Origin of the sequence: Parasphingorhabdus sp. (assembly GCF_041748495.1) — a bacterium.
Lineage (GTDB): Bacteria > Pseudomonadota > Alphaproteobacteria > Sphingomonadales > Sphingomonadaceae > Parasphingorhabdus.
In genome coordinates this window covers 1-26,205 of sequence record NZ_JBGTDD010000158.1, presented here as the reverse complement: position 1 = coordinate 26,205, position 26,205 = coordinate 1, and the positions used below count along the sequence as shown (strand labels likewise).

Annotated in this window: 20 protein-coding genes, 1 tRNA gene and 1 pseudogene; 11 read left to right on the top strand and 11 right to left on the bottom strand. The window is 57.0% G+C overall.

The window, feature by feature from the left end; translation table 11 throughout:
* From ACEW8J_RS14060 to ACEW8J_RS14050, 3 genes are all read right to left on the bottom strand, one after another.
* Positions 1–299 (bottom strand): class I SAM-dependent methyltransferase (locus ACEW8J_RS14060; protein WP_373492271.1); only part of this gene is annotated, 299 nt, incomplete at its 3' end.
* Positions 289–915 (bottom strand): DUF1826 domain-containing protein, encoded by a 627-nt coding sequence (locus ACEW8J_RS14055; RefSeq protein ID WP_373492270.1) that lies wholly within the window; start codon positions 913–915, stop codon positions 289–291. The genes ACEW8J_RS14055 and ACEW8J_RS14060, both read right to left, overlap by 11 nt.
* Positions 912–2,147 carry a GTP-binding protein gene (locus tag ACEW8J_RS14050; protein WP_373492269.1) on the bottom strand — a complete coding sequence of 412 codons (1,236 nt, stop codon included), beginning with the start codon at positions 2,145–2,147 and terminating at the stop codon, positions 912–914. The genes ACEW8J_RS14055 and ACEW8J_RS14050 overlap by 4 nt, the downstream gene beginning before the upstream one ends.
* Before the next feature lie 90 nt (positions 2,148–2,237).
* Between ACEW8J_RS14050 and ACEW8J_RS14045 the strand changes: the two genes are divergently transcribed.
* From ACEW8J_RS14045 to ACEW8J_RS14030, 4 genes are all read left to right on the top strand, one after another.
* Positions 2,238–2,633, top strand: coding sequence for a MerC domain-containing protein (locus tag ACEW8J_RS14045; RefSeq protein ID WP_373492268.1), 396 nt, complete (start codon positions 2,238–2,240; stop codon positions 2,631–2,633).
* 852 nt (positions 2,634–3,485) lie between these two features.
* The gene (locus tag ACEW8J_RS14040) at positions 3,486–4,139 is read left to right on the top strand and encodes an ABC transporter ATP-binding protein (protein WP_373492267.1); all 654 of its coding nucleotides are present in this window, start codon (positions 3,486–3,488) and stop codon (positions 4,137–4,139) included.
* Between the two features lie 2 nt (positions 4,140–4,141).
* Positions 4,142–5,395, top strand: a complete 1,254-nt coding sequence (locus ACEW8J_RS14035; RefSeq protein WP_373492266.1) for an ABC transporter permease — start codon at positions 4,142–4,144, stop codon at positions 5,393–5,395.
* A gap of 8 nt (positions 5,396–5,403) precedes the next feature.
* Complete coding sequence (locus tag ACEW8J_RS14030; RefSeq protein ID WP_373492265.1) at positions 5,404–5,901, top strand: DUF3299 domain-containing protein; 498 nt, start codon at positions 5,404–5,406, stop codon at positions 5,899–5,901.
* Between the two features lie 268 nt (positions 5,902–6,169).
* Here the strand turns inward: ACEW8J_RS14030 and ACEW8J_RS14025 are convergent.
* Positions 6,170–6,243 (bottom strand) — tRNA-Gln (locus tag ACEW8J_RS14025).
* Positions 6,229–6,648, bottom strand: a pseudogene (locus tag ACEW8J_RS14020) (SOS response-associated peptidase family protein); the annotation flags it as partial. The pseudogene ACEW8J_RS14020 and the gene ACEW8J_RS14025, both read right to left, overlap by 15 nt.
* A 208-nt stretch (positions 6,649–6,856) precedes the next feature.
* On the opposite strand from ACEW8J_RS14020, the gene ACEW8J_RS14015 reads away from it, so the two are divergent.
* Together ACEW8J_RS14015 and ACEW8J_RS14010 are read left to right on the top strand one after the other, a co-directional pair.
* Positions 6,857–7,969: a Ppx/GppA phosphatase family protein gene (locus ACEW8J_RS14015; protein ID WP_373492264.1), complete on the top strand. Its 1,113-nt coding sequence runs from the start codon at positions 6,857–6,859 to the stop codon at positions 7,967–7,969.
* On the top strand, positions 7,966–8,640 hold the full coding sequence (locus ACEW8J_RS14010; RefSeq protein ID WP_373492263.1) for an RlmE family RNA methyltransferase: 675 nt from the start codon (positions 7,966–7,968) through the stop codon (positions 8,638–8,640). The genes ACEW8J_RS14015 and ACEW8J_RS14010 overlap by 4 nt, the downstream gene beginning before the upstream one ends.
* Before the next feature lie 9 nt (positions 8,641–8,649).
* Here ACEW8J_RS14010 and ACEW8J_RS14005 read toward each other — a convergent pair whose 3' ends face one another.
* The 3 genes from ACEW8J_RS14005 to ACEW8J_RS13995 all read right to left on the bottom strand — a co-directional run bounded on the left by ACEW8J_RS14005 (position 8,650) and on the right by ACEW8J_RS13995 (position 13,767).
* Complete coding sequence (locus ACEW8J_RS14005; protein ID WP_373492262.1) at positions 8,650–9,408, bottom strand: DsbA family protein; 759 nt, start codon at positions 9,406–9,408, stop codon at positions 8,650–8,652.
* 112 nt (positions 9,409–9,520) lie between these two features.
* Complete coding sequence (locus ACEW8J_RS14000) at positions 9,521–10,921, bottom strand: M48 family metalloprotease (RefSeq protein WP_373492261.1); 1,401 nt, start codon at positions 10,919–10,921, stop codon at positions 9,521–9,523.
* Positions 10,922–11,040: 119 nt separating this feature from the next.
* Entirely contained in the window at positions 11,041–13,767 is a 2,727-nt protein-coding gene (locus tag ACEW8J_RS13995) for a ribonuclease E/G (protein ID WP_373492260.1), read from the bottom strand.
* Between the two features lie 575 nt (positions 13,768–14,342).
* Here ACEW8J_RS13995 and ACEW8J_RS13990 point away from each other — a divergent pair.
* The 5 genes from ACEW8J_RS13990 to phoU all read left to right on the top strand — a co-directional run bounded on the left by ACEW8J_RS13990 (position 14,343) and on the right by phoU (position 20,909).
* Entirely contained in the window at positions 14,343–15,533 is a 1,191-nt protein-coding gene (locus ACEW8J_RS13990; protein ID WP_373492259.1) for an N-acetylmuramoyl-L-alanine amidase, read from the top strand.
* 109 nt (positions 15,534–15,642) lie between these two features.
* Positions 15,643–18,171 (top strand): penicillin-binding protein 1A, encoded by a 2,529-nt coding sequence (locus tag ACEW8J_RS13985; protein ID WP_373492258.1) that lies wholly within the window; start codon positions 15,643–15,645, stop codon positions 18,169–18,171.
* 15 nt (positions 18,172–18,186) lie between these two features.
* Positions 18,187–18,810, top strand: a complete 624-nt coding sequence (locus ACEW8J_RS13980) for a GNAT family N-acetyltransferase (RefSeq protein ID WP_373492257.1) — start codon at positions 18,187–18,189, stop codon at positions 18,808–18,810.
* Between the two features lie 141 nt (positions 18,811–18,951).
* Positions 18,952–19,998: a substrate-binding domain-containing protein gene (locus ACEW8J_RS13975; protein WP_373492256.1), complete on the top strand. Its 1,047-nt coding sequence runs from the start codon at positions 18,952–18,954 to the stop codon at positions 19,996–19,998.
* Positions 19,999–20,195: 197 nt separating this feature from the next.
* Positions 20,196–20,909: a phosphate signaling complex protein PhoU gene (gene phoU, locus ACEW8J_RS13970; protein ID WP_373492272.1), complete on the top strand. Its 714-nt coding sequence runs from the start codon at positions 20,196–20,198 to the stop codon at positions 20,907–20,909.
* Positions 20,910–21,072: 163 nt separating this feature from the next.
* On the opposite strand, the gene ACEW8J_RS13965 is transcribed toward phoU, so the two are convergent.
* The 3 genes from ACEW8J_RS13965 to ACEW8J_RS13955 all read right to left on the bottom strand — a co-directional run bounded on the left by ACEW8J_RS13965 (position 21,073) and on the right by ACEW8J_RS13955 (position 26,020).
* Positions 21,073–22,467: a porin gene (locus ACEW8J_RS13965; protein WP_373492255.1), complete on the bottom strand. Its 1,395-nt coding sequence runs from the start codon at positions 22,465–22,467 to the stop codon at positions 21,073–21,075.
* 157 nt (positions 22,468–22,624) lie between these two features.
* A complete protein-coding gene (locus ACEW8J_RS13960) occupies positions 22,625–22,801 on the bottom strand; it encodes a hypothetical protein (RefSeq protein ID WP_373492254.1) in 177 nt (58 codons plus the stop codon).
* A 24-nt stretch (positions 22,802–22,825) separates the two neighbouring features.
* A complete protein-coding gene (locus tag ACEW8J_RS13955; RefSeq protein ID WP_373492253.1) occupies positions 22,826–26,020 on the bottom strand; it encodes a type ISP restriction/modification enzyme in 3,195 nt (1,064 codons plus the stop codon).
* Positions 26,021–26,205 lie beyond the last annotated feature (185 nt).

Sequence of the window (26,205 nt, the reverse complement as noted above, 5' to 3'; positions counted from 1 at the left end):
TTTGTCTGCGTCCGCGGTCGCTCCCGTTCCAGCCGCGTGGCGGCAAGATCGAGCATCGCTTGTGATGGATCGACCGCGACAAACCGCCAGTCAGCGCACAATCCCGCGAAGGCTGCGATCTCAACCCCGCCGCCGGCACCGACAACCAGCAGATCTGCGTCTGCGCCTATTCGGTCCACCAGCACCGAAGCTGCCATGACATGGCTGGCTGCATAGCCCGGCATGAACATCGGCGGACCACGATCATATTCGGCGACAAAATCCGGATTCGCGTCAAAGTCGAAAGCTTCATCTGTCATCGTCGTTGCCCCCGTCCGATCTGCCCGGGTTGATAACCAGCACCAGCCGCTCTTCGCCGGTTCCTTCAATTGGCGGCGAGCGGTGAATGGCGGCGCAGGTCGACCAGAGGCGACCCTTGAAGAGGGCAACATCACCGGTCCGCATCTGCTGGATATTGTGGGGATCGCCGCAATCGCAATCGGCCGGCTGATCTTCATCGAGCCACTGCGTGCCCTGACCTATATAAGTGGTGATCAGTCTTGCGGTGACGTAATCCGTGTGGAATTTCTTGCAGGCATTTGTGGTAACATGCTCCAGCCGTATTTCGACAAATTTGGTCTGCATGATCCGGGCAAATCGATCGGCAAGCGACAGAATATCGGCGTGCAAGATATCTCGGGCACCGTCTCGTTGATGACCGGCATCCTCAAGCGCGACATTGAGAGCGGCGGCTAGCTCGCCGATCGCTGCGGTGAAACATAGGTCAGATATGCCATCTAGTTTCAGTTCCGACAGACATAAAGGCGGCACTCTCTTCCAGATCGCAATCGCAACACTTTCGTTGCGGATCCCGCTTAAGCTTTCGGGATTGCCAGCGATTAGCGCGACTGACCGCTCTTTTGTGTCCACGCTCATTCTGCGGGTTCCAGCGCAGGCTTCGGTGCTTCCCATGCCGGAAAGGGATCCGCGAGCGCAGCCCATTGCTCGGGCTGAAACGCATCGCCAGCGATCAGACAGGCGTCGAGTTCCCTGCGGATACGCGCTTCATCCATTTTGATGCCGATGAACACAAGTTCCTGCCGGCGGTCACCCCAGGTTGGATCCCAATGGCGCATGACGAATTGTTCGAAACTGTCATCTTCAGGCCAGCGGTTCTTGGGCACTGCCGCCCACCAGCGGCCCATGCGTGTGGTAATCGTCTGGCTGCCTGCAACCGCGAGTTCTCCGAGATAATCGGGGCGGGTGGCGAGCCAGAAATGACCCTTGGCGCGGATCACATTGTCAAGACCGTTTTGCGTCAGGAAATCATAGAAACGCTCTGGATCGAACGGGCAGCGCGCACGATACACGAAGCTTTCGACTCCATATTCTTCGGTCTCGGGCCGATGATTAGCATAGTCGAAAAGTTCTTTGGCCCATAAGGGATGCTGTTCTGCCTTCTCGTCATCGAACAGCCCTGTATCAAGGATCGCATCAAGTTCGACCTTGCCATAATCGGCTTCGATTATCCTCGCATCGGCGTTTAGCGACGCCACGACCTGCTTCACCACCGCCAATTGTTCGGCAGACACCGCACTCGCCTTGTTGACGATGACGACATCGGCAAATTCAATCTGTTCCACCAGCAAGCTGACCAGACGGCGATCATCGCCTTCACCGGCAGTCTCGCCGCGGTCTGCGAGAAAATCACTGCTCGAATAATCATTCATCAGATTGACCGCATCGACGACGGTCACCATGCAATCGAGACGCGATACGTCGCCCAGACATTGTCCGTCCTCATCCCGAAATGAAAATGTAGCAGCCACGGGAAGGGGTTCGGACACTCCGGTGCTTTCAATCACCAGATAATCGAAGCGGCCTTGCTCCGATAGTTTTCGGACTTCGATCAACAGGTCGTCCCGCAAAGTGCAGCAGATGCAACCGTTCGTCATTTCGACCAACGTCTCTTCTGCGCGCGATAGCGAAGCGTCCCCGCCGCGAACCAGGTCCGCATCAATGTTCACTTCTGACATGTCATTCACGATCACGGCCACCCGCTTGCCATCACGGTTGCCAAGAATATGGTTGAGCAGCGTGGTCTTGCCTGCTCCCAGAAAACCAGAAATGACCGTTACCGGCAAAAGCTTGTTTGAATCGAGCGTCATAAAATTAAGTCCTTGCGAAGCATGTAATGTTGTAACATATCATTTAGGTAATAATTTCCGAACTTTGTAGATGCAAGGGAAATAAAATCTGTGCCGCCACAACTTACCAATCGGCTGGATGGCTCGGCACTGTTCTTGTCAGCCATCTGCCTTCTCCACTGCCTGGCTCTCCCACTGGTCTTGGCAGCGCTGCCTGCGTTGAGTTCTGTTTTCCGATTTCCAGAAGCACTCCATCTATATGCTATTTTATTGGCTTTGCCGTTGAGTTTGACCGCGCTCGGTTTGGGGATGCATCGTCACAGATCACCGTTGCCGCTGGTTGCCGGCGTGCTCGGGTTGATGCTTATGGGGATTGCTCTGGACAGCAGAAATAATGTCGACGAGATGATCCTGAGCAGTATCGGCGCCACCATTCTTGCGCTGGCCCATATTTCCAATTGGCGCCGTCGTTCACGGTGTTCGCCTAAGAATGAGATTGAGGCTTGAAACGCCGAAAAGCATTTGCGCTGGACAAACAGGTCGCAACAATTCTCCGTCAGAGCACTCGGCCCATGGGTGCCTATCAAATCGCGGCCCAACTGCCCCATGTTGCAGCAGCGCAAGTTTATCGAGCGCTTGAGCGTCATGTAATAAACGGGAAAGCGCGACGGATCGCCTCGCGCAAGGCCTATGTCCCATCATCCTGCGATGGCGGGTTGACGACCCTGTGCAGCATATGCGGCAAATTTGAAATGTTTGACTGTCAGGAAGCAATCACCGGATTGGCCCGGCTGTGCGACGACCAGGATTTCCAACCGAACGAAATTTTTCTGGAGATGACCGGGGTCTGTCATGCTTGCCAAGTGATATGATCATCTCACTGTTTGTCACATTTACACCAATTAATCTTGGATTCATTAAAGATATGATGTAACATATCATTTATGATATTGTTGAAGCTCTTGTGCGGGGGCTTTGTCCTTGCAGTGGCGGTCTTGGGTTATGGTACCCGAGCAAAGGCCTGTAGCCTCGACGGCGGATCCGTCATGCATCGTTACAATCCGTTTCAGGCCGGATCCTTCCGGTCCGGTCAATCCTGGAGCGACTTTCCAAATCCTGGGAAAAATGATGTTCCCCCTCTGGTCTCAGAAGATGCAGGTGGCAGACCCGGTGGCAAGCTGTCCCTCGATCGACGCGTGGCTGACGATCCAAATCTATCTGCAAATGAGATTGCGATTGGCCCGCGCAAGCACGAGAAGCAAAGCGCGCACCGAACGGGAAAAGGCGAACATCCCCAAGGCGGGATATCCTCAATCACCCGAGAGCCGGTGAGCAACACAGCGATGTTTCACTAAACCCATGTTACTCGAAATTGACAATCTGCATTACAGCATTGATGGAAAGCATATTTTCTCGGATTTCAGTCTGTCTGTCGCGGAGCGGGGTCATCATTTGCTAGTGGGTCCTTCGGGGTCCGGCAAAACTACACTGATCAATCTGATCAGTGGCCTCCTTTCGCCAGACAAAGGAATGGTCAGTATTGCCGGTCGCAATATAGCAACCGTTACCGAAGCAGAACGTGACAGAGTCCGGCGAGAATATATTGGCATTATTTTTCAAACGCTCCGCCTGGTATCGGCACTGGATCTATCAGGCAATTTATTGCTGGCGCAGCGCCTTTCACGGGGAGCCACGGATGCTCCCCTGATTGCTACTCTGCTGGACCGGATGGGGATCGCTCACCTGGCAAATGCGAAACCCTATCAAATGAGCCAGGGCGAAGCGCAAAGGGCGGCAATTGCCAGAGCTCTGGCGACGAGACCCCGTTTGCTTATCGCTGATGAACCGACATCGGCGCTTGATGCCTTAAACGCCCGGCAGGTCGCTGAGCTTCTGCTGCAATGTGCTTCAGATTTTGGCGTCACTCTGCTGGTCGCCACTCATGATGACCGGTTGGCGTCCGTATTCCCCAACCGGATCGTGTTGGCGCAACAGGGCGGGAGGGCTGACTAGCCATGCTCGGACTCGCTTTCGCCTATTTACGTGATCGTAGCCTCACCACGGCACTCAATATCCTGTTGCTGGCGATCTCTGTGGCCATGCTTGTGCTGCTCGTGCAATTCAGCAGCCAGATGACGAGCCGACTGGAGCGCGATTCCCAAGGCATTGATCTGGTGGTCGGGGCAAAGGGGTCGCCGCTGCAGTTGATCCTTTCGAGTATATTTCACGTCGATCAGCCCACCGGTAATATCCCGTTCGATAGCCTTGCCATGCTGCGCCGCGATCCGGCGGTCCGAGCTGCTATTCCACTTGCGCTCGGTGACAATTTCGATGGCTACCGAATTGTCGGGACCGATGCATCCTATGTTAGTTTTCACGGTAGCAAAATCGACCAGGGGAGGATGTTTGAAACCCCGATGGATGCAATACTGGGAGCCGCCGTGGCTAGAGCAACCGGCGCACGGCTTGGACAGCAGTTCATCGGCAGCCATGGCCTCGAAACCGAGCAAGCGGACGGGCAGGGACACGACCATGCCCCCTTTGAAACAGTGGGCATACTCGCCCCAAGTGGAACAGTTCTTGATCGTCTTATTCTGACTTCGGTCGAGAGCGTCTGGGATGTTCACGGGATTGATCATGATCACCGGGAGGAGCCGCAGGGTGAGCACCATCACGATCATGCAACGGGGGATCAATCTCAAACCACGCGTGGGGCATTGGAGCCCGAACTCACCGCAATATTGGTAAGCTACCGGAACGCATCAGGCGCCATTCGCATCCCTTCCATGATCAATCGCCAGACCGACCTGCAGGCTGCTACACCGGCAGTTGAAACTGCGCGACTAATCGCCTTGTTCGGAGCGGGGATGGAAGGAGCCCGGATATTCGCCTGGCTGTTGGCTGCGACCGGCGGCCTTGCAATTTTCATCGCTCTTTTGACCATGGCGAGGTCCCGCGAGGCTGATCTTGCGTTGTTAAGGGTGATGGGTGCCAGCAAACCGCAGGTTTTCGGCACAATTTTGCTGGAAGGCCTGATAACGGCCGCTTCCGGAGCTATATTCGGGCTGATCGGAGCCCATGCAGCGCTTTTTATCGCAAGCCGAAGCTTCCAGACGCTCGGCGAGCTTGGACTGAATGCATTTGGCTTTCTCCCTGCCGAATTGGCCATAGTCGGCGCCGTGCTCCTGATCGGTGTGCTCGCCGCGCTCATCCCTGCAGCGCTCGTTTTTCGTATCAATCTGGCGCGAACTCTCGCCCGAACCGCATGAGGTTACCAATGAAAATCCTGCCTTTACTGATCCTCGCATCGGCAATCATTCTGAACGCAGCATCCGCCTCCGCAGCCATGCAAAACGGAGGAAAGGCACCTGTGGAAGATGTCTGGAAGCCGGCGGCAACACCGAAAGGCGGCATTTCATGGTCGGTGCTGGAGGGAACCAAAGAGAAGACCAGAACAGGCCGTGATGGGTATCTCTATTCGAAACCGCTATTCACCCCAACCGTCAAATCGCTTGCGGGCAAACGCATCAAGGTGGCCGGGTGGATGATGCCCTTGGACAAGGGGTCACGGCAAAGCCGCGTTGTGCTGCTGGCCTATCCGCCGGGATGCCCTTTCCATTTCCATGCGATGCCAAACCAGTTTATCGAAGTGCTGGCCGACATACCATTTCCAACGAACGCAACCAAAATGCATGTTGTCAGCGGCGTGCTGGAACTCACCGGTCATGATGAAAGCGGGATTTTTTATCGCTTGAAGGCGGCCAGCCCGGGATGATCAAAGGGCTTTTTATTTCAAGCCTGATGGCGGAAGCAATGAAGCTGTCGTTTTCTGATCATTGGCGACATGCAGGGGATGCAGATCATGTGACGCTATGCCAAACTCACGCGCCGTGATCCAGCGGCTTACCTATCTGTTTGCGGCGGCGACACGTTTGACCAACCTGTCCAGATCCGCTTCAACTCGCAAATCGGGAGCGAGGGTGGGAGCAGCAATCATGGATGATAAGTAAAGTCATATATTTCAATATGTTGCCAGAGAAAACTGGATCCCCCGTGAGGATTCGAACCTCAATTAACGGAGTCAGAGTCCGTGGTATTACCATTATACGACAGGGGAGTGCCGGTGCGCGGCAATAGGCAGGGAGCGACTGTGGGTCAAGCCTTTTGGTAGGGACAAGGCGGCTAAAGGCTGGAGCGGTTCGGGGCCGATGTTGCGGTTGCTGTTGAGCGTGCTGGAAATCCGGATCGCAGTCCACTCATCACGATAGCTATCAGCCGGTGCTTCCCGCTGCCATTCGAAAAATCCGGAAACCATGATGATGCATCGATGATGGTCGAACAGGGGAATGAAGGACGGCCTTTCTGCCAGCGTCTCGGCCCGGGCGTTGATCATCTTGGCTACATATCTTGTGTTCCTGGCCCAACCCGGCACCAGATCCCAATGCATCATTCCCGCCGTCCGCGTTCTGTCACGGTTGAGGCACACCGGAACACGCTGGGTCGGGCAAATTTTATAATGGGCTGGAAATTGCTGTCGGACGGGGGCTGGACGATGTCAAAGATGGCGCGATATCGTGCCTATCTTCGTTCTTCGTGGCTGAATTTGCGGCAGGACATCATATTTTCCGTGCGACAGGGTTCCCGGCCCTTGCGTCTAAGGCCCTGCAGCGTTATCTTCGATGGCAAGTACCGGCGGTATTATCCGATCCGGAGAACATAAGAGTATGGTTATGGTGGATCAAGCATCCCCATCGCCGCAAGTTACAAAAAGCGGATCATCCGCAAGGAAATCCCGCCAGAAGCCTGCGGCGACACATAATGGACAGAGTCGTGCTGCGCCTCCCGTTCAACCGGGCATTGTGCGCTGGCCCAAATTGCGTTCCTATGCAGCGATAGATCTGGGCACCAACAACTGCCGCCTGCTTGTCGCGAAACCATCGTCGGACGGCTTCATTGTCACCGATGCCTTTTCGCGGGTCGTGCGGCTGGGTGAAGGTCTGGTTGAGACCGGACAGATCAGCAGCCGGGCGATGGACCGGGCCGTTGCGGCCTTGTCTATCTGTGCCGACAAGCTGCGGCGGCGCAACGTGACACTGGCACGGTCGGTGGCCACCGAGGCCTGTCGGCGAGCCAGCAACGGTGACCAGTTTATCGAGCGGGTTCGCCGTGAAACCGGAATTGCTCTGGACGTCATCACCGCGGAAGAGGAAGCGAGGCTTGCGGTTCTGGGATGCCAGATATTGCTCGAGCCGGGCGAGGGGCCAGCGCTGATATTTGACATTGGCGGCGGATCGACAGAGCTTGTTTTGGTTGATACCAGCGGGTCTGCCCCCGAGATCATCGACTGGCAGAGCGCGCCCTGGGGCGTGGTTTCGCTGACCGAGAGCGAAAAATTTGACGGCGATGACCGGCGCGCGCGGATCGAGGCCTTTGCCGCGATGCGGGCGCGGGTTGCCGACAGTTTCGCCAGTTTTGCCGCGCGCTTGCCGCGCCTCGACCAATGCGACTATCGTCTGCTGGGCACGAGCGGCACGGTGACCACTCTCGCCAGCCTGCATCTGAAATTGCCGCAATATGACCGCAACGTCATCGACGGCTTGATCGTCCCGACCGAATCGATGCGCGAAATCAGCAATATGCTCGCGCATGCATCGCCGGACGAGCGAGCGGAGATACCGTGCATCGGACGGGAGCGCGCGGATCTGGTGGTCGGCGGCTGCGCGATCCTGGAATCGATTCTCGATATCTGGCCAGCGACCCGGGTTGGCGTTGCGGATCGCGGCATCCGTGAAGGCATATTGCGCTCGCTGATGTCGGCCAACGAACGGCGCGCGGTTCGATGAGCCGGGGCCGAGCGGGAAACAAGCAACGCGTCAAAACGGCCAAGGGTCGAAAAATCGGTTCCACACGGTGGCTCGAGCGGCAGCTCAACGATCCCTATGTCAAGCAGGCCAGAGCCGAAGGGTATCGCTCACGGGCGGCCTATAAGCTGCTCGAGCTGGATGAGCGGTTCAAGCTGGTCCGCAACGCAAAAGCGGTTGTCGATCTGGGCATCGCTCCGGGTGGCTGGGCTCAGGTGATGCGTAAATATGCGCCAAAGGCGACGATCGTCGGCATCGATCTGCTCGAGGTCGATCCGATCGAGGGCGTGACCATTTTCAAGATGGACTTCATGGACGACGCGGCTCCCGACATGCTGCTGGAAGCGCTGGGCAGCAAGCCTGATCTGGTGCTTTCGGATATGGCCGCCAATACCGTTGGCCATCAGCAGACCGACCATTTGCGGACCATGGGGCTGGTCGAGGCTGGCGCCTATTTCGCGGTGGAGAATCTTCAGAAGGGCGGGGCCTTTGTCGCCAAGGTTCTGGCCGGCGGAACCGACAATGAATTGCTGACTCTGCTCAAAAAACATTTCGATGTGGTCAAACATGCCAAGCCGCCGGCCAGTCGCAAGGGCTCTTCGGAATGGTATGTCATCGCTCAGGGGTTCAAGGGCAGTGCCGATCAGGCCTAGCAATCCAGTCTAGTTGGCGGCGCGCGCCTTCGCGACCATTTCCTTCAGGCCTTCATAGCCAACCGCGCCCACTTCCGACTGATCGCCAACCACCCAGGCCGGTGTTCCGGTGAAGCGCAATTGCTGCGCGATGGCGATATTATTCTGTATCTCGTTCTTCGCTTCGGGTGAGGCGATGAAGGCGCGCGCGGCCGCCATGTCGAGACCGATTTCATTGGCAGCGGCCTCGATCGTCGATGGGGTCGGGCGACCGGTGGCGAACATGGTCTTGTGAAACGCATAATATTTGCCCTGCTTGGCCGCAGCCAGTGCCATCAACGCAGCGTCATTGCTGGCTTCGCTCAGGATCGGCAGCTCGCGAAACACGACCTTCACATTCTTGTCCTCGGCAATCAGCTTGGCGATGTCGCTCTCGCTCTGCTTGCAATAGGGACAGTTGAAATCCGAATATTCGACAACCGTCACATCTCCGTTGGGATTGCCGGCAAAGGCGTTCCCGGCAAAGGGGGCTTCGATTTGTCCCCGCACGCCATCGATTGCGCTCGCCTTCTGCCGGCTTTGCAGCAGCTCGACTGCTTCCGGAATGATCTCGGGATTCGTCAGGATATAGTCGCGAACAATTGCCTCGATTGCCTTCTGCTGCTGCGCGTCAATGCCTGCCGCCAGTGCCGCTTCGCTGGCTGTTTCGGCCGAGGGCGCGCTGCTGCTTTGCCAGAACCAGACGCTCAACGCCGCCGCTATCGCCAGTCCGCCACCCGCCATAATCATCCACTTTCTGTTTGAACTGTCATCCACAATTGCGTTCTTTCCTTGCACGACGGCCTTGGCCATGACCACAGGACTTGTCCAGCCTCAATGGCTCTGGCAAGCGCGCCATGGCTTAACGACGCCGGTTGTTTTTTTCAAATTCTGCCTTGGCGATGAAGGAAATGTCCTGCGCCCGGATCCAGTCCGGTGTATTTTCCGGCATGCCGGACATGGCGATTTGTGAACTGCGGATCGCGCTGGCATAATTGCGTTGCAGCATCGAACTTTCTGCCGTTGCCAGCTGCGCCCGCGCCATATCGCCCTGCTGCGAATAGACCACGCCCAGCTGATACCAGGCAAAGGGATTGCGGTTATCCTTGTTCACTGCGGCCTTCAGGACCTGCGTCGCTTCGTCATGATATTGCGGATCCTCGGTGGCGATCAGCGCATGCCCGAAAAGGCTCGCGATCAACGGCTGGTTGTTGGTCAGCTGCACGGCTCGGCGCAGCGATTGCAACGCTTCATTCGGTTTGCCGGATTCCAGCAATATCTGACCCTGAAGTTCCAGAAAATACGGGTCGTTCGGTGCGGACGCGATCAGATTGTTGACCTCGTAAAGCGCGCGGTCGGGATAGGCGCTCTTGTGCCAGGCATAAGCGCGGGCATAGCGGGCAGGGACCGACTGGTCGCTTTCCGGATATTGTCGCAAGGTCACGGCCGGCTCTGCGGTATAACCGAGCAGCTTGGCCTTGACCCGTTGAAAGCGGGCTTCGATGTCCGGATCGGGCGGACGGTCCCAGGCCGGATCTTTTTCATAGACATCGCGAAGCAGACTGACCCGTTCGCCGGACAAAGGATGGGTCCGCCCGTAGCTGTCTTCCTGCGGAATTCCGAGACGGAATTCGTAATTTTGCAGCTTCTTGAAAAAATCGATCGAGCCTTTGCCGGAAATGCCGGCGTCGGCCAGATAGCGGGCGCCGGCGGAATCGGCTGATCGTTCCTGCACCCGGCTGAACGCCAGAAACTTGCCCATCGCCGCTTGCTGACCAGCGGCCATTATGCCCATGCCGGCGTCGCCGGCCCCCGCTGCGATTGCTGCGGCACCGAGGATAAGGCTGAGAATGGTAATGCCGGTGGCAGCCTGCACACCTTCGTTAAAGCGGATGATATGGCCACCGGTAATATGGCCCAGTTCGTGGGCCATGACGCCTTGCACTTCATTGGCACTGTCGGCTGTTTCAATCAGACCTGAGTAAAAATAGATGCGCTGGCCGCCAGCGACAAAGGCGTTGATCTGCCGATCATTGATCAGCACGACCTCGACCTCGTTGGAATCCAGTTCGGATACCGCTACCAGCGGTGCCACCATGTCGGCGAACAGCGCTTCTGTTTCCGCGTCGCGCAAGATTGACTGGGCGGCAACCGGTTGCACGATGACCGAAGCCATAGCCAGAAAGGCGATCAGGAAGCGGGTTAGCTGGCCTGGGGCGGGCAAAAGGATGCGGGAAAATGAAACAGCAAGAAAATTGCGCATGAAATTCCTCAGCATGAAAGTCCGGTTGGTATTGTCCCCCCTGACAGTATCTGCCTGAACGCCGGATGAAATATCAACCGTTCCCGCCCGGTCAAGGGGCGGGAACGGTCCTTGGTTCTTTATCCAAATGTACGCTGCCACCAGCCCTGGCGAGGCGATCCATCGCTGGACTCCGAGGGGTCGCTGTCGGAGCTTTTGGCGACCGCTTCATCTTTTGGCTTGGCGGTTGACCTTGCTTTGCGCGGTTTGGCGGGGGCCTTCTCCTTGGCCTCCTTGGCTGCTTTCGGAGCGGCCTTGTCAGACCCCTCCGCAGCATCAGCCTTTTTGGCCCGTGTCCTTGGCGCCCGCTTTACCGGCGGCTTTTTCTCACCCGTTCCATCAGCTGGCGAATCAGCCGGTGCATCAGCGGTCGTCGTCGCTGGTGCTGCGGCTGTTGCCTTGGCTTTGCGCGGCGCGCGACGGCGTTTCGGCTTTTCTTCTGCCGCTTCACTACCCGCGTCCTTGCTTGCCACGGGCTGCTCAGTCCCGGCTTCGCTTTTGGCGGAGCGACGGCGGCCACGGGGCTTCGCCTCCGTCTTGTCGTCATCGCCGGTTGCGGACGCTGCATCGGATTCCGCCTCAGACTTGCGGCTGTCGTTGCGACGGGTGCGGGGCTTGGGCTGCTCCTTCTGCTCGGCGCTGGTGTCGTCAGGCTGTGCGGCGGCTTCAACGGAATTCTCGCCGCGACCATTTTCGCCGCCAGCATTATCCGTATTGCCGGAATCCGGCCGATCCCCGCCACGATTGCGTCTGCCCCGCCGACGCCGCTTGCGCTTGGGCCGTTCGCCATTGTCATCGCGCGGTTCGCCATTGCGCTTGCTTTCGCGCGCTTCGGTGTTGCGTTCGACGGCTTCGACGATTTCTTCTTCTTCGATATGATCTTCATCGTCGTCGTCGTCATCGATGATGGGCTCGAACTTGGGCATGTTTTTCGGCGGGCTGCCAGAAGTCTGGATGTCCATCCGCGCGCCTTCGGTTTCGCCATCCGGTACGATTTCAATCGAGACGCCGTAACGCTTTTCGATATCGTCGATTTCGTGACGCTTGCTGTTCAATACGTAAATGCAAGCTTCCTGGCTGGTGCGCAGGCTGATCACGCTGGCTTTGCCCTTTGCGGCTTCTTCTTCCAGCAGGCGGAGCACGGACAGCGCGGCAGACGATGCCGTGCGGACCAGTCCAGTCCCTTCACAATGCGGACAGACTTTGGTCGAGGCCTCGAGCACGCCGGTGCGCAGACGCTGGCGGCTCATTTCCATCAGGCCAAAGCTCGAAATCCGACCCACCTGAATCCGCGCCCGGTCATTTTTCAGCGCATCGCGCATCGCCCGTTCGACTTTGCGGACATTGCCGCTGCGGTCCATGTCGATGAAGTCGATCACGACCAGCCCGGCCATGTCGCGCAGGCGCAATTGCCGTGCGATTTCGGCCGCGGCTTCCATATTGGTCTTGACGGCGGTGGCCTCGATCCCGTGTTCTCGGGTCGAGCGGCCAGAGTTGATGTCGATCGATACCAGAGCCTCGGTCGGGTTGATCACCAGATAACCACCGGATTTCAGCTGGACTTCCGGCGAATACATGGCCGACAGCTGATCCTCCACGCCATATCTCTGGAACAGCGAGACCGGATCAGCGTAACTTTTCACCCGCTTGCTGTGGCTCGGCATCAGCAGCTTCATGAAATTCTTCGCCGCCGTATAGCCATTGGCACCCTCGACCAGCACTTCCTCGATCTCGCGATTGTAAATGTCGCGGATGGCGCGTTTGACGAGGTCACTGTCGCTGTGGATCAGGCTCGGCGCCGTCGCGCTCAGGGTTTTTTCGCGGATTTCGTCCCAGAGCCGGGCGAGATAGTCAAAATCACGCTTGATCTCGGGCTTGGTCCGGGAAAGGCCGGCGGTGCGGACGATACAGCCCATGCTGGTTGGCAGATTCAAATCACCAATGATCGACTTCAGGCGCTTGCGATCGCCGGCATTGTTGATCTTGCGGCTGATTCCGCCGCCGTGAGAGGTGTTCGGCATCAGCACGCAATAGCGGCCGGCCAGACTCAGATAGGTGGTGAGCGCCGCGCCCTTGTTGCCGCGTTCTTCCTTGACCACCTGGACCAGCACAACCTGTCGCCGCTGGATGACATCCTGAATCTTGTAGCGTTTGCGCAGCGCCATGCGCTTCTGACGCGCCTGATCACTGGCTTTGGGCATGCTGCCCTTGCCGCGACCCTTGCTCCGCCCGCCGCGTCCGCGCCGCCCATCGTTCTTGCCTTTGCCCTCTTCATTTCCTTCGGATGAATCATCGTCGGAATCGTCGCCATAATTGTCGTCGTCATCGTCATCGTCTTCGTCGCTGCCATTTTCCTGCGGCATTTCGCCTTCGGTGACATCGATCGTGTCGACACTATCGTCCTTGTCGACTTCCACCAGCGCGGTGTCGAGTTCTTCGGTGGCTTCGCTGCGAACCATGTCGGCCGGCGAATCATCTTCTTCCTCTTCCTGGGCACGGAGAGCGGCTTCTTCCGCCGCATGCTCGGCTTCTTCGGCCAGCAATTTTTCGCGATCTTCACGCGGAATCTGATAATAGTCGGGGTGAATTTCGGAAAAGGCCAGAAACCCGTGGCGGTTGCCGCCATAATCGACAAAAGCAGCCTGCAGCGACGGTTCGACGCGGGTGACTTTCGCTAGATAGATATTGCCCTTGAGCTGCTTGTGCTCGGATGATTCAAAATCGAATTCCTCAATCTTGTTCCCTTTTACGACAGCCACCCGGGTTTCTTCCTGGTGGCGCGCGTCGATTAGCATGCGCGTAGTCATTCAATAGTCTCCTGGCAGGGAGCGACGGATCAGAGCCCGGCGGGTCCATGCGATATAATGGGGATGACGTTTCTGTGCGCGCGTTCCTTTGATAAGGGGCGGGCGGCGTCATCCGGTTGATTTCAAATATTTCTGATAAAAATGTGTCTGCAACAACCGCATGGCTCTGGCCGATAGCCAAAGTCTTTCCGCCCAAGGAAGCGCCTCCAAAATGGAGAGCCTCATAGCCGGAGATTTCATGCCTCATGTTGCGTCAACCTGGTAGATGCCGAATGATTATCGGCATTTAGACGAACCGGTTCCGGATTCTTCCCGAAAGGTTCATTCATGTTGCTAGCACCGCTCGTGCTGATCGGCAACACAAACTGTGACCGACCGGATTGACGGCGGTCGAGTGGCTGGCGCTCCCATTCATGCCTAATGGCCCGTTAACCGCGTCATTTTACGGCGTTTTACGAAAGCATCCTTAATTGCGTCTTCACTCCGTTTCACGATGTGAGCCATTCAGGAAGCCGCAATCTATGAAAATTGACTGGACCAAAAAGGGCTATGGGATGCATAGGCAGGCCATGGCAATGGCAACAATACTGGTTTCTTCTCTGTTGGCGACCCTTCCGGTCCAGGCGGGTTCGATCAGCCGGATCGAAGCCAGTGGTTCACAAATCACCATCTCTTTCGATGATCTGGTGGAAGGGGCGTCAAGCTTTTCCCTGATTGGGCCGGACCGCATCGCCATTGATATACAGGGCGGCAAGGCCGGGCAGGGTGGCTATGCGACCGGTATTGTCAAAGCTGTGCGTCAGGGACAATTTAATCCCAATACCGCACGCATCGTGTTCGACCTCGATCAACCGGCAGTGATCACCAGAGGCAGTTTTTCGAACGACGGAAAAAGCCTGAAACTGCAGCTGCAATCGGTCGGCCAGAATCAGATTGCAACCGGCCGGCAGTCGTTTCTGCCGCCGATACAGTTCCGCGCCGAACCGCCAAGGCAAATCTACAGCGTAAAGATGCCCCTCGGCAAGCCGCGGGATTCGGTTCGTTTGCCGAAAATATATGGACCCAGTGATCCGAGCAGACCGCTCGTCGTTATTGATGCAGGACATGGCGGACACGATCCGGGTGCCGTGTCTCCGCATGGCAACGCCTATGAAAAGAACATCACTCTTGCGATCGCTCGGGCAATCCGGGACCGGTTGGTGGCGGGCGGCATGGTCCGCGTGGCGCTAACCCGTGACTCCGATGAATATCTGGTGCTGGAAGAACGCTACGGTATTGCCCGCAGGCTCAATGCCGATCTGTTCATTTCCGTTCATGCTGATGCGGCAGGGAATGAAATCGCATCCGGGGCCACTGTCTATACCTTGTCCGAAGTTGCGTCGGATCGGGAAGCGGCCAAACTGGCAGCGCGCGAGAACAAGGCCAATATCATCAACGGTATCAATCTTGGCGGGGCGAACCAGGATGTCTCGTCGATCCTGATCGACCTGACCCAGCGCGAAACCATGAATATTTCCGCGGATTTTGCCAAATTGCTCCACCGCGAAGCCGGTCGGCAAATGACTTTTCGCAAAATACCTCACCGCTATGCCTCGTTCGTGGTGCTGAAGGCCCCCGATACACCGTCGGTGTTGTTCGAAGCCGGTTATCTGACCAACAAGGATGATGTCGCCTTCCTGAATTCCCGGCAGGGCCGAACGAAGGTTGCAGCCGGGGTCGGCAGCGCAATCGAGTCGCATTTCGCGCGAAAACTCGCGATGCGCTAGAATAATCTGGCCGGGTAGAATGCTTCGACCGTCCCGTGTCGAGGCGGCACGCGTTTTTCATCGATAATCGCTGGAAAATGCAGGCGAGCCGGTTTAGATAGCCCAGCCTATGGTAAATGAAGCGTCTGATACGGCTGGAGAAAGCCTCGCCTACAAGCTGGAGCGAAGCACGGGCAGTTTTTTCGAGCGGGTCGAGAGACTCTGGCAGAAAAAATGGTTTCGCTTGCTGGTGGCTTTTCTGGGACTCTGTGTCCTTGGCTGGTTTCTGGTCTGGCTGATCTTTGCCCGGGATCTGCCCGATGCAGCGGCGCTTCAGACCTACGAGCCACCCTTGCCGACAACGGTGCGCGCCTATGATGGCGAGCCGGTGCATAGCTATGCGCGCGAACGGCGCGTGCAACTGGAGTTTTCGGAATATCCGGCGCTGCTCGTGCGCGCCTATCTGGCTGCCGAAGACCGGACCTTTTTTGAACATGGCGGCCTTGACTATCCTGGCATTGCGACCGCTATTGTCACCAATATCTCCAGCAGCGGGCGTCCTGTCGGTGCATCGACCATCACCCAGCAGGTTGCCAAGAACCTGCTGCTGACCAGCGAGGTCTCCTATCGCCGGAAAGTCCGCGAAGCGATACTGGCCTATCGGATCGAGGATGTGCTGACCAAGGAAGAAATTCTCGAACTCTATCTCAACCAGATTTTTCTCGGTCGCAATGCCTATGGCGTGCAGGCCGCTGCCCAGGCCTATTTTGGCAAGGATGTCGATGCGCTTGCGCTGCACGAGATGGCCTATCTGGCGATTCTGCCCAAGGGACCGTCCAATTACCGTCCCGAGGTGCACGAACAGCGCGCAATCGGCCGGCGCAACTGGGTATTGGCGGCGATGCGCGACAATGGCTGGATCACTGCCTCGCAATTTCAGGCCGCGGCGGCGCGGCCGCTGGGCACGATTGCCCGCTCCGGACCCCGTTTTGAACGGGTCGGAGGCTATTTTGTCGAGGAAGTTCGGCGCCAGCTGATCGAGCAATTTGGCGAGAATGAGGACGCAGGACCCTATAGCGTCTATTCCGGCGGTCTCTGGGTGCGGACCTCGCTTAACCCGGAATTGCAGGAATATACCAAGGATGCGCTGCGTGGCGGATTGCTGCGGTACAGCAGCGGCAGGGGCTGGAGCGGCCCGATCAGCCAGATCGAGATGGATGACCAATGGCCGCGGCGGCTTTTGTCGACCTTCATTGGCACCGATTTTTCTAACTGGCAGATTGCCGTTGCCATCCGGCCCGCCGGTGGCGGCGCCGAGATCGGATTTTCGGATGGCACCACTGGCCGGATCAATTCTGCACCCAGCGCTTTGAAAGCCGGAGACATCATTGCTGTCAGCCCTCTGGGGGGCAGCAGCTACCGGCTGGAAAATGTCCCGGAAGTCTCGGGCGGCATGGTCGTGCAAAATCCCCGAAACGGCCGGATATGGGCAATGCAGGGCGGATTTGATGATCGCATGAGCTCGTTCAATCGCGCGACCCAGGCCCAGCGCCAGCCGGGATCGACGATCAAGCCTTTCGTCTATGCCACCGCGCTGGAGCATGGCATGACTCCCGCGACATTGATCGCCGACAGCCCGTTCTGCGTCTATCAATCGGCCTCTCTGGGCCGCAAATGTTTTCAGAATTTCGGCAATGCGCGCAGTGCCGGCGAGCAGACTTTGCGCTGGGGCGTCGAACAATCTCGCAACCTGATGACTGTGCGGGCAGCCAATGATGCCGGCATGGATAATGTGGTCAAAACCATCAAGACCATGGGGATCGGTGACTATCAGCCCTATCTCGCCTTTGCGCTGGGAGCAGGCGACACCACCGTGATGAACCTGACCAATGCCTATTCCATGTTGGCCAATCACGGGCGGGAACTGAATCCGACGGTGATTGATTTTGTCCAGGACCGGCAGGGGAAGGTGATTTTTCGCGCCGACAAGCGCAATTGTGAAAATTGCAATTTGAGCGACTGGGACGGGCAGCCGATGCCGCGTCCACGGCCGGTGGGCAAGCAGTTGATGGACCCGATGACCGCCTATCAGATGGTCGACATATTGCAGGGCGTGATCACGCGCGGAACCGCGCAGAATCTGAGAAGTCTCGAACGGCCCCTGTTCGGCAAGACCGGCACGAGCAGCGGTCCGACCAATGTCTGGTTCGTCGGCGGTTCGCCCGACATGGTGGCCGGCGTTTATCTCGGCTTTGACCAGCCACGCAATATGGGCGGCTATGCGCAGGGCGGCACACTCGCGGCACCGATATTTCGGCAATTTGCCGAGCGGGCAATGGCGGGTATGCCGAAAACTCCCTTTGTCGCCCCAAAGGGCGTGCGGATGGTGCGGGTCGATCGCAGGACCGGCAAGCGGGTCTATGGCGGATGGCCGACCGATGATCCCAAATCGGCGGTCATCTGGGATGTCTTCAAACCCGAAACAGAGCCCCGTCGTTCACTCCGCAAGGACGATCTGCTGGCGCGTCTGGAGGCCCGCAAGGCGCAATTGCTGGCGCAGCGGGCGGCAGCGGAATCCCGCGCTCTGGAAGCCGCCCGCAATCGCGGTCCGGCCCGCAATGATGATGAATTCCTGCAGGCCCAAGGTGGCATTTACTAAGCGGCTGCAGGGCCGATGCTGAAAGCGTCGGATATATTGTCCGCGCCGGGGGTCGATACCGTTGGCCCCGAAAGCGTGCCAGCGCTTGCAGCCATTACCGCAGACGCCTTTCGCGACGACCCTTTCAATCTCTGGCTGTTCGGCAGTTCAGCGCCGATGCAGCGGACCTTTGCCAATCTCGCGCGATCGATCTATGCCCCCCATGGATTTTGCCAGATATTGTCGGAGGATGGCGAAGGCCTCGCCGCGACCATGTGGTTGCTGCCCGGCGACAAGCCCAATGGCTCGGGGGCGGCCATGTGGAAAACCTATTGGGGCCTGTTCGCCAGTTCTGGCTGGGGCGCCCTGGTGCGGGGCAAGGCGGCGGGTGACGCCATGGCCAGACATCATCCGACAGAGCCGCACGCCTATCTGTTCACCGTGGGTGTATCTGGCGCCGGACGGGGCAGGGGGCTGGATCGCCGCCTGATCGATCCGGTTCTCGATGCCTGCGATGCCACCGGCACGATGGTCTATCTGGAAAATAGCAATCCGGCCAACCAGCGCTTTTATCGCAGTCTTGGCTTCGAGCGCGTGGAGCTGTTCCATGCCACGCCGACCAGCCCGCCGCTCGAGGCGATGAAGCGGGCACCGCGCTAGCCAAGGGGACATCGACCAATGTCTGCAATAATAGTGAAATATTTATGTAATCCAGAGGTCATCGATCAACGGTAGACGACAGGCTCGAAAGGTCGCACAGAAAATGTCGGTGCGAAAGCAACCTTGAACAAGGAATTTTTGATGAAAAGCAAAACTGCAATATTCGCTCTGGCGACGCTCGCCTTGGCTGGCTGTGACAATCAGGCCGGCGGCAGCGGTGGCGGCGGCAGCCGGGACCAGATCCGGATTGTCGGATCGTCAACCGTATTCCCGTTTGCAAAGGCGGTATCGGAATATTTTATCAGCTCGGGCAACTTCAAGGCGCCGGTGCTGGAGTCGACCGGAACCGGTGCAGGCATGAGCCTGTTCTGTTCCGGAGTCGGCGCCGACACGCCCGATATTGAAAATGCATCGCGCCGGATGAAGGTGACCGAATTTGAATTGTGCCAGAAAAACGGTGTCACCGACATTGTTGAAATCAACATCGGCCTCGACGGGCTTGCGGTGGCACAGGCCAATAATGGTCCCGCCATTGCCCTGACGACCGAACAGATTTACCGGGCCATTGCGGCAAATCCTTATGGCAAGAAAAATACCACCAAGAACTGGTCGGATATTGACCCGTCGCTGCCATCCATTCCGATCAGCGTCTATGGCCCGCCCTCTACATCGGGTACGCGGGATTCGCTGACCGAACTGATCATGGAAGTCGGCTGCCAGACAGATCCGGCGACCAAGGCGCTCAAGGATAGCGACGAGGATGCCTATAAAGCCATTTGTCATGACATCCGGTCCGACAACGCGTATCTGGACGCCGGTGAAAATGACAATCTGATCGTGCAAAAGCTGAAATCCAACCCCAATGCGATCGGGATCTTCGGCTATAGCTTCCTCGAGGAAAATCAGGACACGGTTCGCGGCATCGCCCTGTCCGGTGTGCAGCCTACTTATGATACGATTGTTTCCGGTGAATATCCCGGCGCGCGCGCGATGTATATCTACCTGAAAAAGCATCATGTGGGCGTGATCCCGGGTATCCAGGAATTTGCCACGGAATTTGTGAACGCTGGTGGACGCGACGGCTATCTGGCCAAGATCGGCCTGATCGCGGCGTCGGATGATGTCCGGGCATCGACGGTGGATGCCGCTAAAAACCTGCCGCTCCTGACCAAGGACATGCTGAAATAGGCGAAGCGGTATCGCCTGGTCCGGCAATCGGATCGCTCCGGGACGAAAATCCCGTTGGACGGGAAAAAGGGGCTGCCGGCAACGACAGCCCCTTTTTCCTGCGCGGCTGACAACCGGAAATGCATTTCGATTGCTATTTTATGACATTTTTGTTACAAAGAGCAAACGCGTAACAAGGAACCCCCATGAATCTCAGTATCGCCCAGCATACCGTGAGCGCTTTCGACGCGGAAATTCACGATCTCCGGGCGATGGTTCTGGAGATGGGCGACAAGAGCACCCTCGCGATCAGCCGGGCGATTGCGGCGCTTGAGAAAAATGATCTCGAACTGGCCAGATCGGTGGTCGCCGACGACCGGCAGATCGACGAACTGGAACGGCGGATCGATACGCTGTCGATCCAGACGATCGCGCTGCGCGCGCCGATGGCCGATGACCTGCGCCACCTGATCGCCACCTTCAAGATATCCAGCATCGCCGAACGGATCGGCGACTATGCCAAGAATATCGCCAAGCGGGTGCCGCTGGTGGCGGAATCCAGTCGCCAGATCGAGCCGGTGGCACTGCTGCCTTCGATGGCAAAAATTGCCTCCGATCTGGTTAGCGATGCGTTCAAGGCCTATGCCGATGGCGATGTCGATCTGGCGGTTTCGGTCTGGGCCGGGGACCAGACGCTGGACAATTTCTACACCAGCTTCTTTCGTTCGATCATCACCTATATGATCGAGAATCCCGCCCATATCACCGAATCCGCGCATCTGCTGTTCATCGCGAAAAATCTTGAGCGGATCGGCGACCATGCCACCAATATCGCCGAATTGTCCTATTTTGCCGAAACCGGCCGCCAGATGCCCGACCGCAACAAGGGCGATGATATCGTCAGCCCCGCCTGGGCCGAGCATCTGCAATAATACAGGCCTGAAAAATATTTCTCCCGTGAAGGAGAATGACAGAAAGGCTTGCCGCCGAAGCTCCAGCTTAGACAAAGAAACCCGACGAATCTCTTCTGCGCTATCGGGGCCAGCAGACCGACCCCCCCCCAAGCGAACCAAATCCCCTTATATCCGTCCTGGCTCAGAAGCTGATCTGGAACCGCCCGGCAAAGGCATCGACATTATAATTTCCCTCCCCCGCAGCCAGGATCGCCGCGTCGCGATAGTCGAGCCTGGAATAGGAGAGGAGGAAGCGGACATAATCGATCGGGTTCCAGATCAGACTGGCCTCATAGGCGTCCTGCGTGCCGCCAACAAAGCCGGCATCGGACAGATCGAGATGGTCATAGCGGACATTGACCTGCCACGCGCCCAGCCCGCCCTGGCCGACCGGGTCGGACACCTTGATCCCCTTGAACATGCCATCCCCATAGCGACGCGTGTCGTCTGACAGGAAGAAACCCGCCTCGACCGAGCCGCCGAAAAAGGTCGGATCGGGAAGATTGCCGCTGCGGTTCAGTGTGAGCCAGTGGCTTTCGGCCACGGCATGGAAACGCCCGGCGATCACCGCCGCTTCCAGGCCATAGCTGCGCTCCGACCGGGCATCGCCGATAGCGCCGGTATCGATGAAGCGCGTATCGGTAAAATGTACCGCCGGCCGCTGGCGATAGCGGCGCGAACCGATCGCATCCCCCAGATCGCGATAATGATAAGACGCGCCGAAATGAGTCTGCACCTCGCCGAATTTCGGCATCGCCACTGCGCGCAGATCAAAACCGATGCTGTCATTCCCGTCATCGTTCAGATCAGTAATATTGTCGGTGAACAGGCCGGCCTGGAACAACAGGTCGGACACGCCATATTGCGCGGAAATCCCGACCTGGCGTTCGAAACCAAAGGCGTCGGTATAGCCGGCGCGTTCGATGAAGCTGGTGTCATTGCTGCTCGACAATTCTTCCAGGCCCTGGAACGGATTATGCTGGCCCACGGTCAGCGTCAGCCCGCCATCCTCATAAGTGAACAGTGCGTCGGTCAGTTCCACGTCACCGCCCGTAAGATCCGCTTCCAGCTTGTAGCCAAATCCGCCCGGCATCGATCCCGACACGCCCAGCCGGATCCGCCTGGCTTCACTGGCAAAGCCCAGTCCGGGATCGACGATGCTGTCCGGCGCGTTGACTGTGCCGGCATCAAACAAAATCCGCCCGCGCGGCTTGAAGCTCCAGCCGCCTTCACCCTTGATCTCGGGCGCGCCTTTCCAGCCGATATTGACCGGCGGCTGCTGTGCCGGCCTGGCTTCGGTCGCGGCGATTTTTGCCTCGGTCGCGGCGATCGCGCTGGTCGAAACCTGCTGGCTTTGCTGCACCGCGCCCAGCTGCGCTTTCAGATCGGCGACTTCGCGCTCAAGCTGGTTCAGCTTGCCCAGCAGCGCCGCGGCCTGCTCGGCCGAAATCGTCTCCGCCATCGCCGAAGCGGGATAGAGGGCAATCGCCGCGGTGCCGGCGAACAGGCCAATGGTCTTGAGCAGATGGGATGTCATGAGTGAACCTGTCCGTTGCCTGTGCTGTGCGTCTTGATGTGCGCAATATGACGGCAGCGTTGCTCTTTCATGGCATATTTATTTCACGTTTGTGACAGCCTGCCCATGGCTTTGCGCCAAGGACCAGACACGGCGCGGGGAACGGAAGCGCCTGACCTCAACCCGTACCAGGCAACCGGCGCTTGCCTCGGGTGCGGCCGGTCAGATGATAGCGGAAACAGCGATCACAGAGATAGGGCCGCAGCACAATCGCCGCACTCACCGCCGCCGTGATCGCGTCGGCCTCGGTCGCGAAACGGCGCTTCTTGCGGCAGATGGAGAGGCGGGTGCGCATGGCGGTGAATTGTCTGCTGAATGATCAGACGATTTTACTGGCGGGAATCAAAGGTCCGTCGCAAATTCGCTGCAATAAATTTGCTTGCTCCGGTTCCATCTCGACCAGCAGGGCCAAAATGTTGATTACGTTCAGAAGTTCGCTGGTATATTCGGGTAACCAATGATCCGGCTGAATATCGCCGAGGGGAGATGGTGGTCTTTTGTCTCCAATTAGCGGACGACTGCGGTCCTTTTTGCGATAGCTAAACCACTGGCGCAGCACTTGTTTTCCGGACACTTCATATTTCCATACAGCCGTTGGAACGTTGTCGACAAATCCTTTGCCGATCAATAGACGCTGCTTTGCGGCATCATGGTCGATAGTGTCTGGAAAATCTTCTGCTGTGGCGGGAACCGCGCCCTCCTTGGTTATCGTAGGACGCTGTCCCTCTGGAAGGCGCGGAGGGCCGGATGGGCGCGGTGGGGTGGCATCGGGATCGGCGAAGCGCTCGCCAAAGGTATGAAGCCAGATCACTCGTTTTCCAATTTCAGCCGCTTCGGCGAAAAGTTTCTTGTCGGCCGTCAAGGGCACCCGTAAGCCGGGACGGATAAGATCTTCGCGAAAGCGTTTGGTGTAATCAGGGTGTGCTAACAGAGCAGCAACATAGACAAAAATGTCAACGGGATCGGGTTCTTCACCAAAGGATTTGGCTAAGGTGGCAAGGATAGGAGCGGGAATATTGGCTTCGGTTGCCTTTGCGTCTTTCCAGAGGGTAAACACACGTCCGCCAAACGATCCCTTATACTGGTGCAAGTCTGGAATTAGTGCCGTAGTCGTGATTGACGGGCCACTCCCCGGATCATGGGACATCAATGCGCTAAGGTAAATTTGGTTGCTGCTATCGATTTTCCATAAGCTCGGGTTGGGCCGGTTTATCACACGATTATCGGGAATAATCCACTGGCGGTCAAACGATCGAAAGCCATACCTCGTTGGTGTAATTATATCTGATGCCGTGTGAGCAAGAATTCTAACTTCAGGGTCATCGGATTTTTTTTCCTTTATTCCATATTCGATGGATTGGATTGCATCATGATGACGCCCAAGACCTTGTGCGCTGGATTTGTCGACCGTTCTATCACCGCTCGGGTGAGGATGGAAAAGTGATGCGCGCTTTGTAGTCAGCGGCTCTCTTTGTAGTTCTTGCCAACGAGCCTCAAGCGTCTGTTTATCTGGTGCAATCACCCAAGTACGACCTGGCATGGTACCCATGCCGCTATCACCAATCAAATTATCAAGGGCTACAAAATCCCCCCATCCACCTGAAAATTCTGGGAGAAATGGAGCGCGCCATTCCTTCGCTCCGGGCTGCCATTGATTATCTTCCAATGAGATATCACCAAGTTCCGCAAACTTATCTTCGCGATGTCCCTTAGACAAGGAACGAAACTTAACCTGAGCAGGTTTGCTGTTATCAGCTTCAGGTGATTTCGACGCCAATACTATGCATACAGCTTGTTGAACGCCTTCAAAAATACGGGTTGAGACAGGCGGTTGATAGCCATCAGGAGAGCAATCAATTATCCATATCTCGTCGCAATCCCGGCGTAAGTCAGATCTCATTTTTTGAAAGCCGGGCCCATTCAAAAATCCAGCGACCGTAATGTAGCACACCATTCCGGACAGTTGTTCTTCAATTGGGGGTTCTAAATCTCGACCACCCGCCCCTTGTTCAAATACTTTCCAAGTGGCCCATCGCCAAAAATAGACATACAGATTTCGCAACTTGTGCGTGTGTGTTCCCACTGCCCAATCATTTGGCGGCTGCCAATCTTTTAGCGGTGCTACTCTATTTGCACTTCCACTTTCTATCCAAGCACCTTTGTTTTTCGCCTTGTCTTTATACGGCGGATTCCCGATTACGACGGTAATCGGCTGCGCGCGTTTGATCTCGTTCGCCTGTTGCTGTGACTTGGAGATTTCCTTGTAAATACCCGTCCCGCCTTCGAAGGTGGCATGAGGATCACTTAATGTATCTGTAACAAATAACTGCGGACTATTGCTCGCGCCCAATTCGATCATCTCCGCTAACAAGCGCAGTTGCGCCACGGCAAAGGCCCCGAATTGCAATTCAAATCCATAAAGCCGCTTAGCAGCTTCCTCAATCTTGGCGGCCACGGCTCCCTCGCCTTCGTCTGCTGCCACCGTTGCTGCAATGGAGCGAAGCACGGCAAGCAGGAACGTCCCGGACCCCACCGCCGGATCGGCAATATGCACCTGATTGCCCGCCAGTCCCTCGGCTACCGCAAAGCGCTTCGACGAGCGCAAAGCCTCGTCGCACAGCCGCACCATCGTCTGTACGACTTCGGGCGGCGTATAATAGCTTCCGGTTAGTTTTCGCAGTTTGTTATCGTAAACCTCCAGAAAGTCCTCGTAGAAATAGAGCCATGCCTCTGGATCGCCCTTGGCAATCTCTGCCCAGCTAACCACGTCCAGCACACGGGTCAGCGTGTCCAGAGAAGGCCCAAGTGACAAATCCTGCTCCGTGAGCAAGCGCAGCGCCGTGCCGATTAGAGTATTGGTTTTACCGAGTTCTTTGGCGACCTGATCTAAACCATTGGCCAGTGACAAGTTTTTAGATTTAGCCATCAGCAGGCCGAAAGTGACTGCTTGTGCATAGCCATCGGCAAAAGTCGGATCGTCGGCATCGGGAAAAAGAAGGACGCGCCAATCCTCTTTTAATTCGGTTAGTGGCGCGTTGCTAATCTCGAGTTGTTCTATCACTTCATCGCGGAGGAACCGGCAAAGTCGAGCCGAAACGCGGGCCAGTTCCTTGACGCTCTTTGGCGGGATTGGCTGCCACGACAGGAAATCATTGATCAGCGGCATTAGACCATCGGACGCATCCAGTTTTGCACCCGATGTTTCAATGTCACCATCTAGCTTGATGATCTTGCCGACCGGTTCACCATCGCGCCACAATGAAAATTCATTTCCATCTGTGTATAGAAGATTAGGAAGCGCCTTGAGCTTATCCCATTGCTCCTTGTCATGACCCTTGTATTTTTTCGGATTGGCCCCTTTGCCTGGTGCCTTGACCTCGATAAATCCATTCAGCACCTTGTGCACTTGGACGGCGAAGTCAGGGCGGGTATGCAGTTCGGCTAATGATTTTTCACCGACAAGTGTAAGGGCCTTTGCCGGAAGTCCGGCTAATTCGGCGAGTTCATGAAACAATTGTTCAAGAGGATTGCGAAGCTGATCCTCCGGTTGACCGCCTTCGTTTAGTGTCTCACCTTTGGAGTAAACCCACCAGCTTGTAGCTGGTATAAGGCTTCAGCCGTTTTGGTTTGCTAAGCACTATCCTCCAGAAAATGACCGGCTCGCAGGCGAAGTCATTTTCTGGAGGATAGTGCTTATGC